The 24,833-nt window shown below is 43.0% G+C and carries 15 protein-coding genes; 1 reads left to right on the plus strand and 14 read right to left on the minus strand.

Going from position 1 to position 24,833, the window contains the following annotated elements; all coding sequences use genetic code 11:
* The first annotated feature begins 57 nt into the window (after window positions 1-57).
* The gene (locus IFO69_RS11840; RefSeq protein WP_192010307.1) at window positions 58-1,926 is read left to right on the plus strand and encodes a 7TM diverse intracellular signaling domain-containing protein; all 1,869 of its coding nucleotides are present in this window, start codon (window positions 58-60) and stop codon (window positions 1,924-1,926) included.
* Window positions 1,927-2,184: 258 nt separating this feature from the next.
* Here the strand turns inward: IFO69_RS11840 and IFO69_RS11845 are convergent, their stop codons facing one another.
* From IFO69_RS11845 to IFO69_RS11910, 14 genes are all read right to left on the minus strand, one after another.
* Window positions 2,185-4,905: a glycoside hydrolase family 3 protein gene (locus tag IFO69_RS11845; protein WP_192010308.1), complete on the minus strand. Its 2,721-nt coding sequence runs from the start codon at window positions 4,903-4,905 to the stop codon at window positions 2,185-2,187.
* Between the two features lie 43 nt (window positions 4,906-4,948).
* Window positions 4,949-6,307 carry a DUF1593 domain-containing protein gene (locus IFO69_RS11850; protein WP_192010309.1) on the minus strand — a complete coding sequence of 453 codons (1,359 nt, stop codon included), beginning with the start codon at window positions 6,305-6,307 and terminating at the stop codon, window positions 4,949-4,951.
* A gap of 152 nt (window positions 6,308-6,459) precedes the next feature.
* Window positions 6,460-7,608 carry an endo-1,4-beta-xylanase gene (locus tag IFO69_RS11855; protein ID WP_192010310.1) on the minus strand — a complete coding sequence of 383 codons (1,149 nt, stop codon included), beginning with the start codon at window positions 7,606-7,608 and terminating at the stop codon, window positions 6,460-6,462.
* 728 nt (window positions 7,609-8,336) lie between these two features.
* A complete protein-coding gene (locus IFO69_RS11860; RefSeq protein WP_225444107.1) occupies window positions 8,337-9,257 on the minus strand; it encodes an alpha/beta hydrolase in 921 nt (306 codons plus the stop codon).
* Window positions 9,258-9,500: 243 nt separating this feature from the next.
* The gene (locus IFO69_RS11865) at window positions 9,501-11,243 is read right to left on the minus strand and encodes a glycoside hydrolase family 43 protein (RefSeq protein ID WP_192010312.1); all 1,743 of its coding nucleotides are present in this window, start codon (window positions 11,241-11,243) and stop codon (window positions 9,501-9,503) included.
* A 233-nt stretch (window positions 11,244-11,476) separates the two neighbouring features.
* Window positions 11,477-12,850: a glycoside hydrolase family 43 protein gene (locus tag IFO69_RS11870; protein ID WP_192010313.1), complete on the minus strand. Its 1,374-nt coding sequence runs from the start codon at window positions 12,848-12,850 to the stop codon at window positions 11,477-11,479.
* 13 nt (window positions 12,851-12,863) lie between these two features.
* Window positions 12,864-14,228: a glycoside hydrolase family 43 protein gene (locus IFO69_RS11875; protein ID WP_192010314.1), complete on the minus strand. Its 1,365-nt coding sequence runs from the start codon at window positions 14,226-14,228 to the stop codon at window positions 12,864-12,866.
* Window positions 14,229-14,236: 8 nt separating this feature from the next.
* Window positions 14,237-16,183, minus strand: coding sequence for a glycoside hydrolase family 97 protein (locus tag IFO69_RS11880; protein WP_192010315.1), 1,947 nt, complete (start codon window positions 16,181-16,183; stop codon window positions 14,237-14,239).
* 105 nt (window positions 16,184-16,288) lie between these two features.
* Window positions 16,289-18,208 (minus strand): alpha/beta hydrolase-fold protein, encoded by a 1,920-nt coding sequence (locus IFO69_RS11885; RefSeq protein WP_192010316.1) that lies wholly within the window; start codon window positions 18,206-18,208, stop codon window positions 16,289-16,291.
* Window positions 18,209-18,221: 13 nt separating this feature from the next.
* A complete protein-coding gene (locus IFO69_RS11890) occupies window positions 18,222-19,058 on the minus strand; it encodes a sialate O-acetylesterase (protein ID WP_192010317.1) in 837 nt (278 codons plus the stop codon).
* 164 nt (window positions 19,059-19,222) lie between these two features.
* Window positions 19,223-19,432, minus strand: coding sequence for a hypothetical protein (locus tag IFO69_RS11895; protein WP_192010318.1), 210 nt, complete (start codon window positions 19,430-19,432; stop codon window positions 19,223-19,225).
* Between the two features lie 210 nt (window positions 19,433-19,642).
* Window positions 19,643-20,602: a glycoside hydrolase family 43 protein gene (locus tag IFO69_RS11900; protein ID WP_192010319.1), complete on the minus strand. Its 960-nt coding sequence runs from the start codon at window positions 20,600-20,602 to the stop codon at window positions 19,643-19,645.
* A 27-nt stretch (window positions 20,603-20,629) separates the two neighbouring features.
* On the minus strand, window positions 20,630-22,045 hold the full coding sequence (locus tag IFO69_RS11905) for a glucuronyl esterase domain-containing protein (protein ID WP_192010320.1): 1,416 nt from the start codon (window positions 22,043-22,045) through the stop codon (window positions 20,630-20,632).
* A gap of 18 nt (window positions 22,046-22,063) precedes the next feature.
* On the minus strand, window positions 22,064-24,541 hold the full coding sequence (locus IFO69_RS11910; protein ID WP_192010321.1) for a glycoside hydrolase family 95 protein: 2,478 nt from the start codon (window positions 24,539-24,541) through the stop codon (window positions 22,064-22,066).
* Window positions 24,542-24,833: the final 292 nt, after the last annotated feature.

Genomic DNA, 24,833 nt, shown 5'->3' on the forward strand with positions numbered 1-24,833 from the left:
CATTAGTTACCTACTGTGAAAAAAAGAACTTTAAATCCCCCTTTCATCTTCCTGATCATGATAGCATTAATGCTATTTATTTCTTTTCCAGGCTTTGCCAAGGAAGGAAAAACTTTTGTAATTGAAGGAGGAGAAGATTATGATAATATTATTGAGTATATGGATTTTTTGGTTGATCAAAACAATGATTTGACCGTAAACCAAATAGCTGAACATAAATTTGATGGTGCATTCCAGCCAATACTATATAATAATATATTATATGACAGTTTAGAACATGACATATGGCTTCGACTTATTGTCAAAAATAATGATATAATCCAAGATCATTCCTGGTATTTTGAATCTTGGGGCTTTGATATTAACCAATTCACTTTTTATTTTCCAAATGCCGATGGCACATTTACAGCCAATACATCAGGATATGATTTTCCTTTCGACCAAAGAAACATTAAACACAAAAACTTTAATTACCTACTTGATATCAGGCCAGGAGAGCAAAAAACTTACTATTTTAAGGTTAGAAGAAGTTACCCGCTTGCTTTTAATTTACATTTAAGAACCAATGAAAAATTCATAGCGCACACGCTCAATGAATATTATTTTCTAGGAATATACTACGGTGTACTAGCACTTATTCTAATCTTCAATTTATATCTCGTTTATAAACTGAAGGATACTTTATACTTATATTTTGCCGGTCTGATTTTGGCATGTATTTGGTTTTCATTTGGAAGGGATGGCTTAGGATTCCAATATTTATGGCCCAACCATCCAGATCTCAACTATTGGACCAAGGGAAATATCACACAATTCGCGGTGGTGATAGCTACTTTACTTTTTTCAAACAGATTTGTTCAAAAATATAATGTGAGCCAATTAATGTTAAAGGCAACTATCCTAGCTATCTTCCTTAAAGGCCTGCTTTTTATTGCCCAAGACACCTTTATTATTATAGAGGGCCGTTTGTATGTCGGTTTAACGATACTTATCATGCTGGTCCCTTTTTGCATAGGATTATGGCTTCTGATAAAGTCTAAGATCTATTCATGGTCATATATTTTCGCGAATGCCTGTTTATTTTTGATCATTATCAACAGTCATACTATAGTCTTCGCGTTGTTTGAAGACCAAGTTATCAATTGGTATTTTGTTCATCCTGTAATCTTTTTGGAGGTGGTACTCTTTTCACTTTCCATATTCAATCAAATCAAATTTCTTCAAGATCAATATCAAACGGTCAGTGAAGAAAAAACATTGGCACTGGAGGAGAAAAATAGACTAGCTGATGAGCTTAATAATAAACTCCAGCAAAAGGTTAAGGAAAGGACAGAGAAAATTGAAAATATGGCGGCAGACTTGGCCAGTAAAAATGTACAGCTTCAAACCACCAATTTAAAGTTGCAGGAATTGAACATCCAAGTCAATCAAATCAATGACTATCTCAGGAAAAACAATGAGCAACTTCGGACCAACATGGAAGAAGTCACCAAGAACCTGGCTTTGATGAAAGGTTTGGATTTTGATAGTTTCAAAAACGTCTTCCCTGACAAAGATAGTTGCTTGCAGTTTTTATCGGAACTGAAGTGGAAGCATAAATATATTTGTAAAAAATGTGGCTATAATAAATACGCTGAAGCTCCCAATCATGGTAGAAGATGTAAAAATTGCAACTACTTTGAGTCACCGACGGTGGATACTTTATTTCATAAACTTAAGTTTCCCATTGAAAAAGCTTTCTATATTTTATACCTGTCCAACCGGAAGGATGTAGAGCTTACCTTAAATGAACTTTCTGAAATTTTGGATCTCAGGAGAGAAACTTGCTGGGCCTTTAAAAATAAAATTTCCCAAGCTATGGAAAAGGTGGGACACAATAAGGATCTCAGTGGTTGGGAAACACTAGCGCTGGTTCATTTGGAATAAACTGGTTTATACTATTTTGGGAACTGTGATTGAATTGAATGCAGAATATTTAACCTAATTCCCTGCAATGATGTTAAAGGTCAAATTTGACTTGCTTGGATGCCCAAAAATAAATAAAATAGCTTTTGACTTTTTAGCGTGTTAAAAAAAGTTACTTCCACTTTTCTTATTAATAAATCTAATTTTAGTCCATCACTATGGGTAAATTACTTTAATGGTAAGGCTTGTTAAAAAGCCTTACCATTAGCAACTTAAAATTTAAAGATCAGCTAGCTCCTGACTTCCCTTGACCTGAAATTCACCTTTTACCACCATGGTGGTTTCTGCATCCAAATCACCCTCAAAACCTGGCTGCTTTCCACCCACATGCACCGTAAAACGTCCTTCTTCAATGACCCTTTTGGATTGGGCATTGATCATGGAAAGCTGTCTGGGGGATAAGGTAAAACGCACTTCTTTACTTTCTCCAGGTTTCAGGTGTATCCGTTCAAAAGCTTCCAGTTGCCGAATTGGCCGAACCGTGGAAGCCTCATTGTCTGTCAGGTATAACTGAACCACCTCATCACCTGCCCTGTCCCCCGCATTGGTCACTTTCACACTCAGAGATACAGCTTCTCCTGCTTTTACCTGAGTAGGAATTGTCAGCTCGGTATATTCAAATTGGGTATAACTGAGTCCATAGCCAAATGGATAAAGCGGAGTACCTTCGAAATAACGATAGGTCCTGCCTTTCATATCATAATCTTCAAATGGAGGCAAATCCTCCACCGATTGATAGTAGGTGATGGGCAACCTGCCCGCCGGATTGTAGTCTCCAAAGACCACATCTGCAAGCGCATTACCACCTTCTTCTCCCGGATAACCAGCACTGATGATGGCATCCACATTTTCCTTGGCCCAGTTGATGGCCATGGCACTCCCTGCATTCAGCACCAAAATCACCGGTTTTCCCGTAGCCTTAACGGCCTTGAGCAAAGCTTCCTGTTGAGCCGGCAAGGTGATAGCGGTACGGTCTCCTCCATCAAATCCCGGAGTAACCACATCCATGCTTTCCCCTTCCAACCTTTGGGACAATCCCAGCACCACCACGGCCAAGTCCGCACTCTCAGCCAGTGCCACCGCTTCATCTATTTTGCTGACATCCGGCCTAGCCCACAGCATTTGGGCGATGGCATTGGTCTCATCGCTGAAGAAGGTAACTTCCACCTTATACCTTTTCCCTGCTTCCAAGGAAACAATATCGGTGGCATATCTTCCCCGGTGAATGGTACCTGACCCATTGGAAATTTCTTTCCCGTCAATTCGAATTTTCATACCCCTTTTTGAAAAAACACCGAATTCATAACGTCCACTGGCCGGAGGAACCAGATAACCTTCCCATTTTACAGAGAAGTTGTCAATCAGCTCTTTAGAAATGGGCTGGTGTTCCCATGAAAAATCAATTTGATCATCTATCCGCTCCAAAACCGGAGTCCCCTCCCAATTTAGATTATTAAAATAGGATGCTTTAAGCCCCTGACGTCCGTCTTCAGTTTCAAAATAAGCAGAAGGAATGGGCTTCAGGTTATAAAACCCTTCCGCAGGATGTACGCCTTCTGAATACAATACTTCAGCCTTTGGTCCCACTTTGTGCTTTATTCCCTCCAGAAAAGTGACCGGCTTTTTGGGTATGCCATGATAGTTGCCCAATAGCGATTCCACATTGTCCGCATTGGGGCCTATCACCGCTATTTTTTTGACTTGATCCACCGATAGTGGCAGCAAATTATCTTTGTTTTTGAGCAGCACCATGCTCTTTTGGGCTGCTTGTCTTGCCAAGGTATTATGGGCCTCGGAGCAGACGATTCCGAAGGGAATTTGGGCATAAGAAACCGCTTCCTCTGGATCAAACATTCCCAATTTGAACCTGGCCAAAAACAGTCGCTTTACAGCAACATCAATTTCTTCCTCGCTTACCAGTCCCTCTTCAACCGCTTCCGTCAAGTGGGTGTAATAATTCCCACAATTCAAATCACAACCACCCGAAACCCCAATTGCCGCAGCTTCCGCTGCTGTTGAGGCAATCTTATGGCCCGTATGAATATCTTGGATCGCTCCACAGTCCGAAACCACATAGCCTTCAAATCCCCACTGTTCCCTCAAAACCTTATTCAGCAAAAAGTCATGGCCACTGCAGGACTCCCCTCTAAAACGATTGTAAGCCCCCATGATGGAATACACCTTTGCCTCTTTGACCGTTTTGCGGAATGCCGGAAGATAGGTTTCATAGAGATCCCTGTCACTCACATCCACATCGAATGAATGCCGAAGTGGCTCCGGACCAGAATGGACGGCAAAGTGTTTGGAAGTCGCAATGGTCTTCAGGTATTTGCCATCGTGATCCTGCAAGCCCTCAATAAACTGGGAGGCCAGCTCTCCAGTGAGATAAGGGTCTTCCCCGTAAGTTTCATGGCCCCTTCCCCATCGTGAATCCCTAAATATATTGATATTGGGTGACCAAAAATCCAATCCGGTATAAATTCCCCTTTTGCCATTTCTGATAAACTCATGGTGCTTGGCCCTGGCCTCATCGGAAATCACAGTGCCGATTTCCTTCATAAGACCTTTATCAAAAGAAGCCGCAACGGAAATGGACTGGGGAAAAACAGTGGCATATCCTGCCCTGGCCACACCATGTAAACATTCATTCCACCAATTGTACTCAGGTACTTTTAGACGGGAAATGGCCGGAGAGGCATTCATCATTTGGCTTACCTTCTCCTCCAGAGTCATCTGATCCACCAGAATATCCACCCGCTCCTCAAAGCTCAGTCCTGTATCCAAAAAGGAAAAATCAGGACCGTTTTCCTGGGCATGGCTGCTTCCTAATCCTAAAAGCAAAAAAATGAAGTAACTAAACAGCAACCTCTTGTTTTTTACATCAACAAATAGGTGTTCGACCTTAAACCTTATTAGTCTTTTTTTTAAGTAATTCTGCATGGTTTTATAATTTGAATTAAGTCAATTGGATTATAACTATTTGTTATTTATTTGACTGTATATTTAAAATCAATCTCCGATAGGCATACAGGTTTGGTTCTCCATCATCATATACTTCCAAAACAATATGAATACTTTTTCCTTCTGCATCTGAAGGGATTTCCAAATCAGCTTTTAAAGAAGTACTATTTTTAATGGTTAAAGCCCCTTTGTAGGAACTAGGTGCTTTATAAAATATCCATTTATAATATAAACTGTCACCATCAGGATCACTGGAACCAGCTGCGTTTAATGTTATGGTTGAACCTTCAGTAACTGTCTTATACAGCACATTTCTGGTCTTATCACCATTCATCACAGCAGTTGGATGGTGATTTGCATCTTGGTAGTTATTAGTAATACTCCAATCCAAGCGGGCAACAAAATCGTTGTTATAGCCATTGCTCCACCGCTTTATGGCCTGAATACCTTCTTCTGTATTTCCATACATATAATAAGGATCAAATTTTGATTCTGAATATTCATCAATTTTCGCCACTTCCGACATGCTTCGTATCCCTTCCACTTTATTATAACTAAAACGACCTCCCCAGCCTCCCTGATCAATTTTCTCTGGATCGTTTAATCCATTGGGATAAATATGCATAAAAGCTGGTGTATCTCCTTCTGGAGCATATTTCGTATCGGGATAAACAGCGCCTAATGGGCCTTTTTCTTGGATTTGCTCACGATAATAGTCACTGTTTTTTAAAGGTAGCCAGCCATACACCCCCGTTGCTCGGATATAGAAAACATCTGGGAAGTTTTTGGCAATCCATGCTCCTGAATCATCCTGTCCTAAAATATCAAATAGTCTTAATCTACTTAAAAATTTTGCTAATTCTTCTGAGGAACGGGTCTCACGCACTTTCCAAATAGCTTGAGCGACATTATTCATTCCACCCCAGCCCATTACCCAAACAGGGCGCGGATCATCTCTATCAACTGATGCAATAATCAGTTCAGAACCCGGACTATCCTTCCCCGTCCCTACGTCACTCATTCCGTACCCACTTTGCCCCATAACTGAAATAGATTTTAAATAATCAGGTTTTGGGTATCCTTCTGCATGAATAGAAAGATTTGAATAGACCTCACCATAAGCCTCTACAATCTTATCAAGAATATTGGTATTTTCCTGCGTTTTCTTCCAACAACCAGTTGAAACAATTAAACCCTCTATATCAAACTCATTGGAGCAAACCAATTGTCTCACCATTGATTGCTCGTCATCAGGATCGGCCCCCAAGTCTGTGGTATTGATAATACGGGGCTTGATCCAATTTTCTTCTACACCTTGGCCAAATGAATAACTAGATACACATATTATCAGTACTAAAATGGAAATTTCGGGCAGTTTCATTTTTTATGAATTTAATTAATAATTAATCCTTCATTTTGTTATCCTAAAGGACTCTTCACCACCTCTTTGAATTCATAACTATCTTTCTTTGCGCCTTCTGCGCCTTTGCGAGAGCTTTTAAACATCAACTCTGTAACACTGAAGGGGGAGCATCAGTAGTTTTGCACCAAGTCCTGCACTTCAAAATAAGCCGGTTTGGGCTGTAAGTTTTCGTCCAGCAAAAACGGAAAAGCCTTACGTCCCGGCTTGTCCAGCCAAGTCCCATCATCTCCAATACCCCAAAACGTCACTCCTGAAATGATATCGCTGTAATCTAGCAAGACCTGGAAAATCATGCGATATGCTTGCTTTTGCCTAATGGAAAATGCTTCCGTGTAGGACTCAGAACCTGTCTCGTCTCCTGACAAATATACCGATACGTCCAATTCCGTAATCTGAATTTCAACCCCCAACTGTCTGTACAAATCTAATGTGGTTCGGATATCTTCCTCAGAGGTTCCTACAAACCAGTGTCCCTGCATCCCGATGCCATCAATAGGGATATCATTCTCCTTTAACCTTTTAACCAATTCAAATATCTTATCCCTTTTCCAGCCAAAAATAGAATTGTAATCGTTGTAAAAGAGTTTGGCATCTGGATCGGCTCTATGGGCATATACAAAAGCTGAATCAATATATGACTCTCCTATCATTTGATACCAAGGAGAATCTTCCCGGTAAAAGATAAGCCCATCAGGATCCCAATCGTAAAGGGCTTCATTCACCACATCCCAGGCATATACATCTCCTTTGTACCTGGACACTACGGTATTGATATGTTCTTTCAGTTGATCCAAGGCAATTTCCTTGGATAAAAGCGCTCCATCTTCATCATAAAACATCCAGTCCGAAGTCTGGGAGTGCCAGGTCAGACAGTGTCCCCTGACTTTGATATTGTGCTCCTTGGCAAACTGCACTATCTTATCGGCATTGTCCCAGGTAAACGTTCCCTTATTACGTTGCAATTGATCCGGCTTCATGACGTTCTCCGCTGTCACACTGGAAAAATGTTCCAACAGTGCTTTCCCATGCACCGTATTGGGATCCGCATGCTGAGGTGTGATCGCTGCTCCAATAGGGAAATAGTCTTTGAACAGTTCTTTTAGCGGAACGGCCTCTACTTCTTCGTTTGGGGGCTGTTGGTCATCATTGGGATCCGGCTGACCATCCATGTCCGGTTGCATCTCATCAGAAGGGCTACAACTGAATATAAATAGACTTAATGCAATAAAAGTCCAAAAATTTAGTCCAAGTTTTTCCATTAAATAGGTTTGTTTTGGGTTTAGGGTAATAAATTGATATGACTATTCGTTATATCGCACGTAGCTATATTTTCTTTGGTTTATGCTTTTTTAATTCTTTTTCTGTCCTTTTCCATTGATGAAAAGGACCAAAAATCTAGGCCTGTGGTGCGGCTTTTAAATTGGGTACAGCAATTTATCTTTAAATAGGAATTCTTTATCCCAATTTAATTTTAAGAAAACTGTTCCGGCCTAAAAATGATCGGATCTCGCTGTTCCACGACGCGAGCTAGCTCATTTTCTTAACGGCCTGCTCATTTTCCTTAAAACCTACCCCACCAAGGGCCATCCTTACATTTCGATACCATAGACCGCTTATAAACCTGTACATGCTAGATTGCAGATACACATATAAATTGACCTTAGAATGGACCGAGGAAATATGGGATATTTGTTTTTTTAACCTTTTATCCAATTCAAAGCTCTTGTCTCTTTTCCAGAAAAATAGACTTGTAATCACTGTAAAACAGTTTGGCATCTGGATCAGTCATGTGGGCATATACATCTCCCTTTTACCTGGACACTGTGGGAGTGATATGTTATTCCAGTTGATCAAATCTAACCTTCTTGTACAATAGCACTCCCTCTTCGTCATAAAACATCCAGTCCGAAGACTGAACGTGTCAAATGTCCAATTTCAGGTTATAGGTATAGGTTGACTTCCTTCTCCACACCCCAGTTTTTATCTTTCATTCCCCCTTCAGAAAATCATTCACATCCAACCAATGCATAAATGCCTCAAACCAATGGTTGCTGGTGCGATCGGGGTTTCCAAGGCCGAAACCATGACCTCCATTTTGGTAAAGGTGAAACTCTACTGGTATACCAGCTTTATACCACGAACTGATCACACCAAATTGCCCGTTAAACAGAAAATCATCGCTGGCAATCACATTGAACATCGGAGGAGCATCCTTTGGCACATCTACTTCTCCCATCCCCCCGTAGATCGGACCGATAAAGGCCAAATCCATGGTCTCTGAGTTGAGTGTGCAGTGCATGGTAAGTCCTGCTCCTGCCGAAAAGCCAATCATGCCTATCCTGTTTGTATCAACTCCCCACTCTTCGGCACGCTCAACAATCATGGCATAAGCGGCTTCTGCGTCTTCGAGTTGATCCGAAAGGTTCCTTCGAGGTCTCGGAGGAGCTTCTCCATCTTGTGTATCTTTAGATGCTGCTTCAAAAGTTCTATTCATGGAATTGCTGAAATCTTCCAAGGATTCGGGAGTCGGATGTAGTCTGTATTTGAGTACAAATGCCGTAATCCCCTGCTCAGCTAAAGCTTCTGCCACTTCCCAGCCTTCATTACCCATTGAAAGCCATCTAAACCCACCTCCGGGCGCTACGATCACTGTAGTACCGTTGGCCTTGCCGGGTTCTGGGAAGAAAGGGGTCAGGGTGGCGGTACTGATATTTCTGGCCATTGGGTCGCCCCATTGACGGAACCAGCTCTCGGAAGAAGGTTGACCTTCCACACCTCCTGTACCCAGTGGGATGGCATTGGGTTCCTCCGGGTTTTCAATTGGATACATGGTGCCATCCTGCGCCATGATGGGTTTGATGCAAAAGAGTAATACAATTGCAAAAACGGTTTTAGTGAGGGTTTTCATTACATAAAGCATAATAAGGTTATTAAATAGGTTAAAATTAATCGATTGTATCATTGGACGTTACCTCATACAAACCAAAGTCCTCAAAGTCCTATTCGAGCAGGGCTCCTTTGCCTAATTCTTAGGTATTTTCCACTCAGGATATAGTCATTAAAGAAGTGAGGACATAAAGTCCCCACTTCTTAAGGTTGGTGGTTTAAAAAGGTATTTCATGTTTTGGTGTTAATGGATTTTTAAATCTGTCTACTCCGTAGGGTAGGCATCATTGGCTTTGGTAGCATAAAGACCGATCAAATTGCCTGTAAACCCACCAGCTACATTCGTGGAAAGGATATCGCCGGACACTGTACCTCCCAGATTTTGGAAATCATTTCCATTGGTGGAATAACTGAACTGAAATTCATCTCCTTTGGCACTTATTCTTAATGACACAGGATTCTTGAGGTCAATCTCCGTACTTGCCAAGATTTCAGACTTCACCTCACGGTCTCTTCCTCTGCCCTGTGCTTCAGTTCGCTGCAGTACCAGTACATTTTTCTTTCCGGATTTGGTAACTCCAAACACATAATTGAAGGCTTCACTTTGCACACTGGTCAAACCTGCCAAGTCTTTTTCCGACTCAGGCTGGTACGTCATGGTAGTAGTAAAAGAAAAGTTTTTGTGCTGCTGCCTGTGGAAGAGCGTAGAAGTAGGTTTCACCTCTTTGATATTGGTGTCAAAAGGTTGGATCTGCAAACCGCCTTTAGTTTTGGAAATAAATGCTTCCCTTGGTCCCCTTAGACCTATCCAACGGTAATCCAATTTCTCTGAAGAAAAATCCTCTATAATAGTAAAGTTACCATTTGGAAAGAACCCTTCCTGTCCTGTTTTGTTCTCCACGCCTTCAGGCATTTTTAGTTTGGGCTCCATCGGCACCAAACCATTTTCGAAAACCGGAAACTCACCTGACCAATCCACTGGTAGGATAAAGGTTTCCCTGCCTGTATTTACCCAATTTTTTTCATTGGGACGAATACCCAAGAAAACGCCATAATACTTATCATCCGGTCCTAATACCAAGTCAGCATGGCCCGCCCAGTCCACTTTATTCTGTCTATTTTGAGATAAATACCGCTGGCTAAGAATCGGATTGCTTGGTGCTGGGATATAAGGTCCTTTTGGATCATCGCTCACAAAGACCACTTCACTGTGCCATCCCCCGGTACCGCCTTCAGCACACATCAAATAATACTTTCCATCCTTCTTATAGATATGTGGGGCTTCGATCCAAATCGGTTTTTGGGACAGGTCCACCCCCCCATTGACAATCACTTTATCTGTTCCGGCAATAACCTGGTCCTTTTCCAGATCATATTCCCAAACCTTAATCACGCGATGACCATTATACAATTCCTCTCCCTGCGCCGGTGCATCATTGTGCACCACATAGGCCTTCCCGTCTTCATCAAAGAATATGGCGGGATCAATCCCTTGAAAGTTCAACTTATACGGTTCACTCCAGCCTTTCATGGGGTCTTTGGTTTTGACCACGAAATTCCCCAAACCTCCTGCAAATGCAGTGGTAATCATATAGAAGGTATCGTTGTGAGGATTATAACGGATATCCGGGGCGTACACTCCTGCACTGATTCCTGTATCGTGCACATCTAGCTGAGAGGTTCTGTCCAGCACATGACCGATCTGGGTCCAGTTCACCAAATCGTTGGAATGGAAAATCGGCACCCCCGGAAACATGGCGAAAGAGGATACTACCATATAATAATCATCACCCTTTCTGGTAATGGCCGGATCAGGATAACATCCTTGAAGAATAGGGTTATAAAATTCATCCTCAGCTAAAGGGTTGTTTTCATAGACCTCGTCATTTCCTTCATAAACTGCCTTCGAAAATACGGGGGCGTTTTTTGGTTTCTTTTGGCTATAAGCTCCCGTCAAGGAGAAAACAGTCATCAAAACTGCTAAAATACTTGTTAATTGCTTTTTCATTTATCTATTTGTTTTTCATATAGTTCTACAATTCAACTGATTACAGATCATCGAAAATACATTATCCCAGACAATTTGGGCATGTCGGATGTCCGATTCAGGGTCCAAATACATCGGGCTCTCGTTGCAGACCTGCCAGGTTTGTTTAACGAGTATATGCAAACCTGGCAGGTCTAAGTCCTTGTTTCGGTCTTCCGGCTACGGTCCCATTACACCTGTCTTCCGGCAATGCCTCAATCCGAAAACTTCCAATAGTCGAAATACAGGATATTATTGGGTGCTTTTCCTTTGAAAACAAAATACAGGTCATGGACACCTTCCACCTGTTTTACTTCCGTGGACACCAATGACCACCTGTCATCTCCGCCCGTTAGCGGCACATTGATGGTACCCAATAGCGCTCCATCTAAACTGTCAAGTCTGATCTCTATACTTACATTGCCATTATGGACAGTCCCGACCCTTGCCGTAAATTCAGCAGGACCTTTATCACGAAAATCCACCTCCTTTACCTGGGAATAGGCCTCGTTTTTGGTGGCAATAATAAAATTTCCCACTATCTCATTCTTATTGGCTTTTACCCCTTCCGACCAAGCAATGGTCTCCGCTTCATTTTTGATATAAGGATTGATTGTTCCTAAACTCTTGGTGATTCCTGCTGTCATTTTCATAGGAACAATGGTCCTGTCTTCATTGAACTTCACCTCATCGACACAGACGGATCGGGTAAATCCACCTCCTCCGGGCAAGGCGCCATTATGATAAAACAAATAGGTTTTCCCCTTGAAATCCACTATTCCTGGATGATTGGTAAAGCTACTGCCTTCGGTGGGCATCAAAACGCCTTGGTATTTCCATGGGCCAGTCGGACTGGTACTGGTTGAATAGCCAATATGTTCAGGTAATGGACCCGCCGCAAAGAGCAGGTAATACAGGTCATTTCTTTTATATAACCATGGACCTTCCTCGTAGGTCGTGGGACGTCGTGGATCCTCTTTCCCTTCACGCTTGCCAAATGCTGCTATCGTATTGGGAAACTGTCCTATCTCCCCTTCAAGAGAAATCATATCCTCATTCAGTTTCACATAATAACACACCGGGTTTCCCCACATCAGGTAAGCCTGACCATCATCATCCACAAAAACAGTCGGGTCTATATCCGCCATACTATTGCTGATCAAAGGTTTGCCCAATGGATCGATGAATGGGCCATAAGGGCTATCCGCTACCGCTACACCAATGCCGTTTTTATTGTTTCTATCAGTAATCGGCACATACATATAGAATTTCCCGTCCCGTTCTATACACTGAGGTGCCCAGGCATTCATCTTACCCCAACTAAATTCCTTATAGGACAAAACAGCCCCATGATCTGTCCAGTTGACCATATCTTCCGTTGTGTACAGTCTCCAGTCATTCATGGTAAACCATGTTGAATTATCCTCATCATGGGAGGTGTATAAATAGACCTTATCATGGTACACCATAGGCGCGGGATCCGCGGTATAGGAAGTCTGAATGATAGGGTTTTGTGCTTTTGTTTGTAAAATACCCGTACCTGAAATAAGCACGGACATTATGAGTATTCTGAAAATAAATTTCATCATTTATCCGGATCTTTTATTTAGTAAATTTCCACCAGTCCAAATTGAACAAGTCCTTTTCTCCTTTAAAAACAAAGAACAGGTCATGTACATCCTTAATATCGCTTACCGCCGAGGTAATGGTCTTCCATAAATCGCCCTGACCTTTTGCATCTATATTAACTGTTCCGATTAAGGGCCCATCAATATTATCGACACGAAGTTCAATTTTCCCTCCATACAATGAAGCAACACTTACTTCAATCGCCTTTGGGCCATCGGAAAAATCCACCCCTTGCACTTTGATATAATCTCCATTATGAATTGAGGTCGCAAACAATCTTTCCGCTATCTTTTTTCCTTTGTCCCAGGAAATGTTTCGTTCCCATTCCGTGGCAAATTCGGTTTTCACTCCTTCACTCCAGGCCATGGTTTCGGCTTCAACACGATTGTAAGGGTTTAAAGTACTGACTTGTTCCACATTTCTGGACCAGAAAGGGTGTTTCTGAATGGTCCCATCAGCGTTGTAGGTCAACTCTTCAACACAAATGGACCGCCTTTCATAATGCTTTGACATGGTTTGTTTCAAAATGTTATAATTGAAGCCAAACACATAGGACTTGCCTTTGTAATCAATAATTCCTGGATGGTTTCCGTTTGAACGTTTGTCCCCGTCCATAATCATACCCTTGTATTCCCAAGGCCCAGTGGGAGAATTACTCATGGCATAACCGATGCCTTCAGGACAACAGGTTGAAGCATAAGACAGGTAATAATGTCCGTTTCTTTTCCAAACCCAAGGTCCTTCCTGGTAATTATCCGGAGTTGAAGGATCTTGAATGATCTCTCCCGAGTAAGAAATCATGTCCTCGTTCAATTTCACATAATAAACCTTAGGGTTTCCCCAATAGAGGTAAGCCTGTCCATCATCGTCAATAAACACCGCTGGATCAATGTCATGTTCACTTTTTTTAATTAGAGGTTTTCCAATGGGATCTTTGAACGGTCCATAAGGACTGTCAGCAACTAAAACACCTATCCCTACTCCACCAGGTACTGGACAGTAGAGATAGAATTTCCCATTACGTTCTATACTGTGGGCTGCCCAAGCTCCATTTTCATGCGGAACCCAATCAAAATCTTGTAACGAAGCCACCGCTCCATGCTCGGTCCAATTGACCATATCGGTCGATGTGTAGAGCAACCAATTGTGCATTTTAAAGCCAAATGCATCATCCTCGTCATGACCGGTATAAAGAAAAACGGTGTCATTATGGACCATTGGAGTGGGATCAGCGGTGAATTTTGTTTGGATGATCGGATTCTGAGCCTTTGCTGTCAGAAAAACTGCTCCTATCATAAACACTGATAATATTAATTTTTTGCAGGTTCTTTTCTTCATATCGTTCATTAGTACGTTATCACAAAACCTCCCCTCGACTGAACCGTAACGGTCAATTCTCCATTTTTCCCAACTTTCACCGTTTGGAGTGTGGGCTGTCTTTCTTTATCGTCATTGTACAGGGATACCTCCTGCCCTTTGAGCATAGGAAGATCGATTTTCAACGTCTTGGCAGTATTTTCAGCATTGACTCCTGCGATATACCAATGCTTGCCACTTCTTCGGGCCAGGACACTATATTTGCCCGGATATCCATCAATAAAGACTGTTTCATCCCAGGTAGTGGGCAGCTTTCTTAAAAAGTCCAGTTCAAATTCAGGCACATCGGTCAGATTGTTTGGCGTCAAACCAAACATCTGAACAGGGTTTTGAAATAGTACCCCAGTGGCCAATTGGAAGCTGTCGGTGGTCAAGCGCTCTTGGCCCTTTTTGTTTCCCCTGTTGAGAAATTTATTGAGCAAAATTCCTCCAAACTCCATGCTGCCCACTGCATTTCTGATAAAGGGATGCAATGAGGCATAAAATGCTTCTTTCTCGCGGACACCTTGGGAAAATATGAGCATTTCCGATGCCAGGACAGCTTCACTTCCCACAAAATTAGGATACATTCTCTCCCATCCCCTCGGAAGTGTGGTCCCATGGAAAATCACCATTAAGCCATGGTCATTGGCATCCACCAAGATGTCTTCATATAGCCGCATGGTCTCCTGCTTGTCCCCACCAAAAAAGTCCACTTTCAAACCTTTCACTCCTACTTCCTTCAGCCATTTCATTTCCTTTTTCCTAGCGATAGAAGTGTTCATTTTGTTCAAGGGCGTCTGGAAAGCATCATTGGTAGTTCCGTTGGAATTGTACCAAAGGAATACATCCACATCTTTTGAATTGGCGTAGTCGATCAGTTTTTCCATCTTTTCATAGCCAATTCTTTCATCCCACCAGGCATCGATCAGGATGTATTCAAAATCCATTGCTGCTGCCAAATCGACATACTGCACCTGGTCTTCATAATTCATACTGTTGTCTTGCCATACGATCCAGCTCCAACTGCCTTTCCCATATTGGTAAGCTTGGGAAGCCTCATACAGCGGCTCCACCACATCAAAAGGAATGGTGGTTTCCACAATCGGTTGGAGCGTTTTTCCAACGGTAATGGTGCGCCATGGTGTAAAGCCCGGAAGACCTATTTGTGCGCCTGTGCTGCCAAAGCCATTATTTTGCTCCATTTGGGGATATTCCACGGTGTACATGCCATCTTTAAAGTTACTGAGGTGTGCTCCGTTATAATTACTTCCTACTCCGGTTTCGGAAAGCAGTACCCATCCATTTTCACCGATTTTAAACAAGCCAGGAAAAACATAGCCAAATTCCGCCGTGGTGCTTTCCAAAGCCGCATCCGTCACATAACCACTTTCATAGCTGGGCGCTGTTCGTGCAAAGCCCGTCATGGGCTTCATCATGGAAGAGAGAAAAGCGCTAGTAGCTGAAGGAAACCTAAACCCGGTCACTTCCCGCTCCACTACTGTTGCCCTGGTATCTCCCCATTTGGGCAATTCATACCGAAATGCGATATCATGATCGCTCACCTGAAAGTGATAAGCAATTTGCTTTCCTTCCTCATTCTTGGCCGTATAAGTCAAGGTATTGGACTGATACTGTACAGCGGAAGTCTTGATCTTATCCTGGGTGTAGGACTTGTCGATTTTCCCAGTGGAAGCATCCTCAAAACTCATATTGGAGGTAAAGTCCCCCTCATTGGTCACTAGGCCCAAAGGGGAGTTCTCCAGCATTACCTTATCCTGATAGTGAACCGAATATTGGGCCTTGCCATTGCTTATAGCCACCCTGACTTCAAGGTGGCCATCAGGACTGGAAACGGACTTGGTATTTTGTGCATTAGCTTCCCCAGTAAACAGCAAGCAGAAGACGTATAATAGCGTAAAAGAAATAATTTTCATTTTTGGACTTTTGAATTATTTGGGAGTCAACAATCTTACTTTTTGTATTTGAGAGCAAGGAAAAACCTGTCAGGTTTTAATAGTACTCCATTATTACTTAAGCACTTATTGAAATAGTAAAGGCGCAAAGCTATGGAGATCATGCCTCCATACCGGCCAGGTATGCCCTCCGGGATACTCGCTATACTCATAGTCTATCCCAATCTTATCAAACTCCCCAAGCATTTTCTCACAATTATTATGGGCGATATCTTCTTCTCCTCCCATGGAAATCCAAAAAAGGCTTAGGTCATTATTGATCTTTTCTGCATTTTCACTCATATAAGCGTATTGACCCTCAGCTATGCTACCTTGACGCTGAGAGATCCATCCTGAGCTGAAGACACCCAAGTGGGAAAACAGGTCTGTATTATTGATTCCAGCATAAAGTGTCTGAATTCCCCCCATGGAAAGTCCTGCCAATGCCCTATTCTTAGCACCTTTTTGCGTGCGGTAGTGCTTCTCTACATGTGGAATGATCTCATTCTTTAATTCGTTTTCGAACATTTGCAGTCCTCTTTCCTCAAAAGCAGCTATAGGCATATTTCCGTCGGGCATAACTACCAGCATGGGTTGGGCCTTCCCTTCAGCAATAAGGTTATCGAGGATCAAGTCGGTTCTCCCCTGCTGTGCCCAGCCTCTTTCATCTTCACCACCTCCATGCAAAATATAGAGTACCGGATATGCCCGGTCTGAGTCCAAATCATAGCCGGGAGGAGTATACAGGAAAAACCTCCTCCATGATCTTAATAGCGATGAATAGTACCTGACCTGTCTGATCTCACCGTGAGGAACATTTTTCACTGCGTAATAATCATCTCCATCGAAAGGCACTTCGATTCCACTGGCCATCCTTCCCATACCGTAATAAGCTTCACTGGCCGGATCGGCAACAGGTACTCCATCAATCAATAAGGAGTAGTAGTGAAAACCTTCTCCCAATGGATCCGTGGTCACTTCCCATTCCCCCTTACCATTTGGGGTCATTGGGTATTTCTTTCCCAGATCAAGTTGAACATTGTCGGCTACAGGCGCCTTTACCTTAAACTTAGCGCTTCCATCAGGCATAATTTGTGGATATTTGGCTCCCCTGACATTTGTAGAAGCTGGAATCCCCAAGGGACTGTATTGGTTAAATTTGGATGTGTCAACCGGCTTGAAAAGCATTTTGGAGAACATGTATAGTCCATTTTTCCATACCTTAAAATCATGGCCACCTTCCTCTAAATAATAAATATGGGGAACTTCATTTTTGACCAAGTAATCATGGGTGCGCTGACTGAAACCCAAAAGCCCATCTTGATCTCCACAAGAGATCCATAGCAACTTTAATTTATCCTTGGCATAGGCTGGATCAGGAACGAGTAATTCTGGACTTTTGGTATTGGGTGCTGCAGAATAACTGCCTACCCAAGCGAATTGGTCTAAATTTCCCAAGCCGAAATTCAGGGTTTGGCCTCCTCCCATGGACAAACCTGAAATGGCCCTATGTTCCCTGTCCGCCAACACTGGATAATTATTTTCCATAAAAGGTATCAGGTCATGAAGCAGGTCTTTCTCAAAAGTGGAAAAGGCCTCCACTTTATCTTTGGCCATGATATTTCCGGTAGCGCGGTCATCCTTCATCGCCCGGCCATTGGGCATGACGATGATCATGGGTTCTGCCTTTCCTGCTGCATAAAGATTATCCATGATCACATGAGGATGTCCACCGCGTAACCATTCCGTTTCATCTCCACCTATTCCATGCAGCAGATACAATACGGGATATTTTTTATTCTTATTAAAGTTCGGCGGGGTATAAACAACTGCTTTGCGCTTTGTGCCCACAGTTTTTGATTGATACTCCACCGTATCTAACTTTCCATGTGCAATTCCACTTTGCACTTTGTCAAAACCCTCTGGAGCTTCTTTTTCTATTTGCTGACCAAAGCTTGTAGCAACGGTCCCAACAAGTAAAATCAATAAGTAGGTTATTTTTTTCATAATTTTTTAAAAGTTAATTGCCAATAATCGATAGCATTTGAGCTCCATATCGTCTACCCAGTTCCCTGTATCCTGCTGCTGAAAAATGTAGCCCATCGGAAACGGCCTCACAATCTTCAGATGAAATCACATGTGCATTGGGGATCACTTCAGGTAAAGTAGCAATGATGGCATTCATACTGGCGCATTTTCCCCCTTGCGCTGCACTGACCATTTCACCAGCCAATAAAGGAACTTCTTCTGAAGCCAAGCCCAAGTCTGCCAGTAGATTTTGATATACTCCTTTTACTTTTTGTGGCCAGTCTTTATCCCCTGTATTGGACTCCCCTTGATGCAGTAGTATTCCCTTGACGACCCCATCATTTTGGGCAGTTTTTGCCAGTTCTACCAAATGGTGGTAAGGGTTTCCGTCATATTCATTGACCATGTTTTTAAGCCAGTCAGGGGCTGTCTCCACGTAGGATTGATAATTGTCTTTTTCGAAAAGCTCTATTCTACATCCTCCCACAGACACATTGATCACGCCTACCCGTATGCTGTCAGGGAGATTTTCCACCAAAGTCCTACCAAAATAATCCACAGGTGTAAGCCCTGTATGACATCTGGTCAAGGGAGGCACAGCAGGATACCAATTGCCTTTTTCCCTATCCAGACCAGAACAATCGATAGACTGCAGCACCTGAAACCTCGGGTCCACGTCCATATCCTGTTCCTCAAACTTTGCAGCTCCTTCCATATTGGACTGGCCAAAAGCCAGAAAAATGTAAAAATTCTTGTCTTGTGCTTGGCTTGAAAACCCCATGGCCATAATGACAAGCGCCAGAGATATTTTTTTGAATGGTTCTTTCATTTGTATGGTTTATTAATTGGTTATATTTTGTTTTCTGACCCTGCAATCACGATAGCTTTCGATATCCGTTAATTTAAGCTGAATAAGCATCTAAACATTTCAGTGTTATCATCTCTACTTCTCAGGTTTTTACCTTGTAACTTTTTTGCTTCAGGTCAAAAAAGTCACCAAAAAACCCCGCCGCTGTGCATCTTTTGGCTAAAATTTAAGTCCACTCCTGCACAGGCAAACTTCTTCTTTGTGAGCAGCACCCATTGCTGATTGCTATTGGCCGTCAAACAAGCCAGTGCCTTTGCCATCCCACTTCTTAAATTTCTTAACGCCAAAACCTGCAAGGCGGAAAAGCTCCTTCCAATAAATTCGGTTTTCTTCATAGTGATCAAAATCCGTCCTGTGTTATTTTGAGGGCATCCGCCACACCATAGTCTTAAATATCCTTAAGTTAGCGGGAGTAGATAGCTATCCGGATATCAGGGTTCACAGTTCGCACTCTGCCTCGTCCACCCTGCCTTTGGCGACAGACAAGAACGGCGGAGCCTCTTTACTCTTTACTCTTTTTTTTATGTCTTGATACAGCTGGATAATCACTCTGCCGAAAGTACTCCCTCTTTTGTCTGCGTCACTTTCCGGATGGTGCCATCTGGGTTGTAATGCATATAGTCAACACAAATGGATCTTCGGTAACTGCCTCCCGAAGGCAGCACCCCATTATGGTAAAAGAAATAATCCTTCCCCTTATAATTCACAATTCCAGGATGGACCGTAAAACTATTGGGGACATTGTCCATAATTATCCCATGATAGGTCCAAGGCCCTTCAGGACTTGATGCGGTACAGTATTCTATCATTTCAGGTTGGGTACCGGCACTGGCATATACCAAGTAATACAAGTCTTTCCTTTTGTATACCCAAGGGCCTTCTATAAAATGCTTTGGCTTAAAATGGTGAATAGGGCCGTCCAATTCGACCATATTGTCTTTGAGCTTGGCCCATTTACAGCTTCCGTTTCCCCAATAGAGATAAGCCTGACCATCATCATCAATAAAAACTGCCGGGTCAATATCATCCCAACCATGTTCGTTATCAGTAGTCATTTCATTAACAATCAAAGCCTTTCCTAAAGCATCCTTAAAAGGTCCTGTAGGACTGTCGGCAACTGCCACTCCAATGGCCGCACCACCGCCACTATTTTCATCCTTTTTATGAAAAGTGGATACATACCAGTAAAACTTACCATCTCTTTCAATACAATGGGCTGCATAAGCATCACCCGTGGCCCATGAGAAAGACTTTGGGGAAAGTGGCGCCCCATGATTGGTCCAGTTGACCATATCAGTGGAAGAAAAAACCAACCAATCTTTCATTTGGTAGTTGGTGGCATCTACACTTGCTGTATCATGGCTGGTATATAAAAAGACCGTATCATTATAGACAATCGGTGCTGGGTCTGCCGTGAAAACCTCACGGATGATTGGGTTCTGGCCATAAGATTTCCCTAACACTACAACACAAAAAAGAAAGGTTAAACGGAATATCTGTTTCATTTTTTATTTACTTAAAATATTATTTTTTTATTTATTAGGGTTCCAATATCGGGAGGCCCAAGCGATCCATGTGCTCCAGTTGGGTCCAGTGGAATGGCCTCCTGCGTGTTGCCTGTATGCAATCTCCCCTTCAGTCATTGAAGCGCCCATTTCCGGAAAATCCGAAGAGGTAAACCCTTTCATGCCCAAAAGCTCATAAACAGGACTTGCATGGACTCCTCCCAAAAACATTCCTTTAGCATCCACCCACTGTCCTTCTATAAATGGTGAACCTGCACTTATAAATGCAGGCCTTGGAGCACAAAGCGCCATTAAGGAATGGGCATCTATTGGAAGATCATCCACAGTAAGGTCACTGGCATATTTCAGGAAATTCCCACAAAACCAATGGTACTCAGCCGATGAGGCCAAGTTTTCTACCTGCTCGCCGAAGTTCCTTCTCAGAATTGATGCACCACCAGCTCCGGAAGAGCCGATAAACCCAAGTGCAAACCGGTCGTCAAATGCCATAGTGACCAATGCTGCTTTCCCATAACGTGAAGTTCCTTCAACACCAATTCTGGAAGCATCCACATCAGGATCTGACTCGAAATAATCCATGGCCCTACTGGCTCCCCATGCCCAAGCCCGCAAGGCTCCCCATTGTTTTGGGTTCCGGAATCTGCCCTTGTTAGCCAGACCTATGATACCTGACCTTAAGCCTGCTCCGTGGTCAGCCTGAATGCTTGAAGGAACCAGAATAGCATATCCCCACCCTTTGCTAAGTAATTGCTGTTTCCAGCGAGGTTCATAAGGAGAAATAAAGTAACTATTAGGCTCTGCAGGAGGACTGCCAAATGGCCATCGGATAAATCCAAACTCCATTACAACCGGTACTGCTTTGGTAGCTGCTACAGGTATTCCCACTAGCAGTTCAATCTCCACATCTATTTCGGGAAAAGAAGCATTGTCCACTTTACCGATAAGTAACTTCTCGGTTACCGGATAATTTGCAATTATAGTATCCTTCTCAGCAACCACCTGCCAGGTCACAGCGGGCAAGTTTTCTGGAAGAGTTCCAAACATTTCAGTTTCCAAGTCCTTGAGGATTTGAGGTCTTCTTACCTTCCACCAAGCATCCTCTGATGTAATCAGGTCCCCCTCATTGGCCACCAAAGGGTCTGGCAAAGTATATTTTCTCACTTTTGATTCATCAGTGTTTGCTGCATTAGGGGCACTAGGATCCCCGGAAGGTCCTGGACGCATAGCGGCTTTAAGTCCCAAATTTTGTATCATTTCTCCGTAGTCCAGCTGGGTCTGCTTATTAAGGCTATCACGGTTCCAACCTTGGGCAAGAAGTCCATTATCCACCAGTGACAGGACATTCAGTAAAACCAGAAATGATACCATTAGCACCTTCCTATTCGGCCTTTTTTTATTGTATTGCTTGATCAGTTTTTGCATGTTACTATCTGATGAGGATCAATTAGCTTGAAGTTCATATTTCTCACCTGCTTTGGTGGACAAATCGTATTCATATATTTCATCCAAAACGGGTGGCACTAATGTAGTTTCAGAAGCAACCAAAGCCGGTTTTACTTCAGGAGTCTGAAAAAATGGATTGCTGTTTTTCCCAGTTGCTGGTTGAAGTCCTTTTCCATTCAGGGGGAAATAAGACCGGATCCTGCACAATCCTCCCAGCGAGGACTTGATGACTACCTGCTGAGTTTTTTTCTCCTTCCATTCCATCGCCACTTCAAATCCACCTCTGACACGTAAACCACTCACTTTACCATCTTTCCAAGCATCAGGCAAAGCCGGCAAAAGATGGATAGCACCATCATGGCTTTGTAATAACATTTCAGCAATTCCCGCTGCACAACCAAAATTACCATCGATTTGAAAAGGTGGATGGGCATCAAACAAATTGGGATAGGTTCCTCCTTTTTGTTTTCCATCAGGTTGTATCGATGGGGACAGCTGATCTTGGATCAGCTTTAGGGCATGGTTGCCGTCAAGTAATCGCGCCCATAAGTTTACTTTCCAACCCATGGACCATCCTGTTGATTCATCTCCTCTTGCTTCCAAAGATGTTTGTGCAGCACTGAACAGTTCTGGATTACGATAGGGAGAAATCTGATTGGAAGGGTATAACCCGTATAGGTGAGAAACGTGTCGGTGATGATCTTCTGGATTGTCCCAATCGTACATCCATTCTTGCAGCTGACCCCAGCTTCCTATTTGCATCGGAGGCAACTTCTCTAGCTTTTCGTCAATTTTTTGTCTCAGCTCTGTGTCGACTCCCAAAATTTCGGCAGCACGTGCCGTTTTGATGAAAATGTCAAAAACCAGCTGATTGTCCATAGTGGTTCCTGCCGAAACCGATGCGCCATGATCGGTAGCAGGTGCATTTTCAGGTGATACTGAAGGCACCACTACTAACCAGCCCTTGTCTGGCTCTTCCACCAAAAAGTCCAAATAGAATTGGGAAGATTCCTTGAGAATAGGGTAAACAGACTCCAGGTAGGCTTTGTCACCGGCATATTCATATTTTTCAAACAAATGTTGGGAAAGCCAGGCTCCACCCATGGGCCACTGTCCCCAAAAAGCCCCATCAACTGGTCCAGTAATCCGCCAAATATCCGTATTATGATGCATCACCCAACCTGAAGCTCCGTACATATCCCTAGCCGTTTTCTTCCCTGTTTGGGATAGTTCTCTGACCATTTGGACCAAGGGCTCATTCATCTCAGTTAGATTGGTGATCTCCGAAGGCCAATAATTCATTTCCGTGTTGATATTGACCGTATACTTGCTATCCCAAGCAGGCTTGAGTTGATCTGCCCATATCCCCTGTAAATTGGCCGGTTGACCTCCTGGACGGGAAGAAGAAATCAACAAGTAACGGCCAAACTGAAAATAAAGGGCCACTAACTGCGGATCATTTCCCTGTGAAAATTCAGCAATTCTGGTATCTGTGGGCTTATTCACGGAGGCAGTTTCCCCTAGATCAAGACTCACCCGCTTAAAGTATTGTTGGTAATCGGCCACATGATCATTTAAAATATCCTCAAAACCTTTGCTGATAGCCTTTTCCAGATAGGCATTGGCTTTTGCAGCTGCATCCCCAGAGATATCCTGGTAGTTTTCAAAGTTGGAGGCCATGGAAATGTACAAGGTGGCCATATCCGCACCGCTTACTTCTAAAGTCTTGTCATTAGCAGTTATTTCTCCACCTTCACTGACAATTTTTACCTGTGCTTCAAACTCCACTGCTCCTTTGATGCCTTCATGATCACTGGAAGTTCCCGTGAGGATCAATTCATCATTGCCATTGGTGTGCAGATCAAATTGCTCCGGACGGTCCATGGTGGCTGAAAATTGGATGGCACCTGCCTTATCCGCCGTTATTTGGGCTACAATCACCTGATCAGGAAAGGAAGACAGCACTTTGGTTTCATAGTTTACGCCGCCCTTTTTATACCGGGTGCTTGCTATGGCTGTTTCCAGATCAAGCTCTCTATAATAATCGGAAGTAGGTTCCCCGCCTTGAAAATCCAACCTTAAGTTTCCCAATGTTTGATAAGGCATTCCATTAACACCACTAAAAAACTTCTGATCGATAAGTCCTTGCGCTTCATCATACTTCCCTTCAAAAATCAGCTTTCTGGCTTCTGTCAAAGCTTCTTTGGCCTTGGGCTTGTCATTTCTATATGGCTGTCCGGCATATAAGGTATTCTCATTGAGTTGGATGGTCTCCTTATTGGGGTCGCCAAATACCATCGCCCCTAATCGGCCATTTCCGACCGGTAAAGCTTCCACCCATTGTTCTGCAGGTTCATCGTACCAAAGCCGCAAATGAGCATCCGAAACCACGATGCTTTGGTCCACCTTTTCGGAAGTCGTACAGGACAGAAAAAGCAATAGAAAAATTGTTAAAAGGGTTATTTGTTTATTCATTGTTGAGTTTTATTAGTATGGGTAGTCGATATATTAAATAGGAATCACAGTTCCGGCCTTTTGGAGCATTCGGTTTTGGGACAATTGTGGAGGGCGTTAAGAAAATGAGTTAGCTCGCGAAGTGGACGAGCGAGATCCACTCATTTTCAGCCCATAGCAATTGGTCCAAAATCAAATTGAGCTAATAGGGACCTCTTCGTAACCGAAATTTCCTCAATTTGAATATCTTGCCCGCCCGTGGCGGGAGGCTCCACTGGCCTAGATTTTTGGTCCTTTTCATCAATGGAAAAGG

It is taken from the genome of Echinicola arenosa, from assembly GCF_014841125.1.
GTDB classification, from domain to species: domain Bacteria; phylum Bacteroidota; class Bacteroidia; order Cytophagales; family Cyclobacteriaceae; genus Echinicola; species Echinicola arenosa.

Excerpts from the sequence above, each read along its gene's own strand:
- IFO69_RS11840 (WP_192010307.1), top strand. The coding sequence starts at position 58 with ATGATAGCATTAATGCTATTTATTTCTTTTCCAGGCTTTGCCAAGGAA.
- IFO69_RS11845 (WP_192010308.1), bottom strand. The coding sequence starts at position 4,905 with ATGCAGAATTACTTAAAAAAAAGACTAATAAGGTTTAAGGTCGAACAC.
- IFO69_RS11850 (WP_192010309.1), bottom strand. The coding sequence starts at position 6,307 with ATGAAACTGCCCGAAATTTCCATTTTAGTACTGATAATATGTGTATCT.
- IFO69_RS11855 (WP_192010310.1), bottom strand. The coding sequence starts at position 7,608 with ATGGAAAAACTTGGACTAAATTTTTGGACTTTTATTGCATTAAGTCTA.
- IFO69_RS11860 (WP_225444107.1), bottom strand. The coding sequence starts at position 9,257 with ATGAAAACCCTCACTAAAACCGTTTTTGCAATTGTATTACTCTTTTGC.
- IFO69_RS11865 (WP_192010312.1), bottom strand. The coding sequence starts at position 11,243 with ATGAAAAAGCAATTAACAAGTATTTTAGCAGTTTTGATGACTGTTTTC.
- IFO69_RS11870 (WP_192010313.1), bottom strand. The coding sequence starts at position 12,850 with ATGATGAAATTTATTTTCAGAATACTCATAATGTCCGTGCTTATTTCA.
- IFO69_RS11875 (WP_192010314.1), bottom strand. The coding sequence starts at position 14,228 with ATGAAGAAAAGAACCTGCAAAAAATTAATATTATCAGTGTTTATGATA.
- IFO69_RS11880 (WP_192010315.1), bottom strand. The coding sequence starts at position 16,183 with ATGAAAATTATTTCTTTTACGCTATTATACGTCTTCTGCTTGCTGTTT.
- IFO69_RS11885 (WP_192010316.1), bottom strand. The coding sequence starts at position 18,208 with ATGAAAAAAATAACCTACTTATTGATTTTACTTGTTGGGACCGTTGCT.
- IFO69_RS11890 (WP_192010317.1), bottom strand. The coding sequence starts at position 19,058 with ATGAAAGAACCATTCAAAAAAATATCTCTGGCGCTTGTCATTATGGCC.
- IFO69_RS11895 (WP_192010318.1), bottom strand. The coding sequence starts at position 19,432 with ATGAAGAAAACCGAATTTATTGGAAGGAGCTTTTCCGCCTTGCAGGTT.
- IFO69_RS11900 (WP_192010319.1), bottom strand. The coding sequence starts at position 20,602 with ATGAAACAGATATTCCGTTTAACCTTTCTTTTTTGTGTTGTAGTGTTA.
- IFO69_RS11905 (WP_192010320.1), bottom strand. The coding sequence starts at position 22,045 with ATGCAAAAACTGATCAAGCAATACAATAAAAAAAGGCCGAATAGGAAG.
- IFO69_RS11910 (WP_192010321.1), bottom strand. The coding sequence starts at position 24,541 with ATGAATAAACAAATAACCCTTTTAACAATTTTTCTATTGCTTTTTCTG.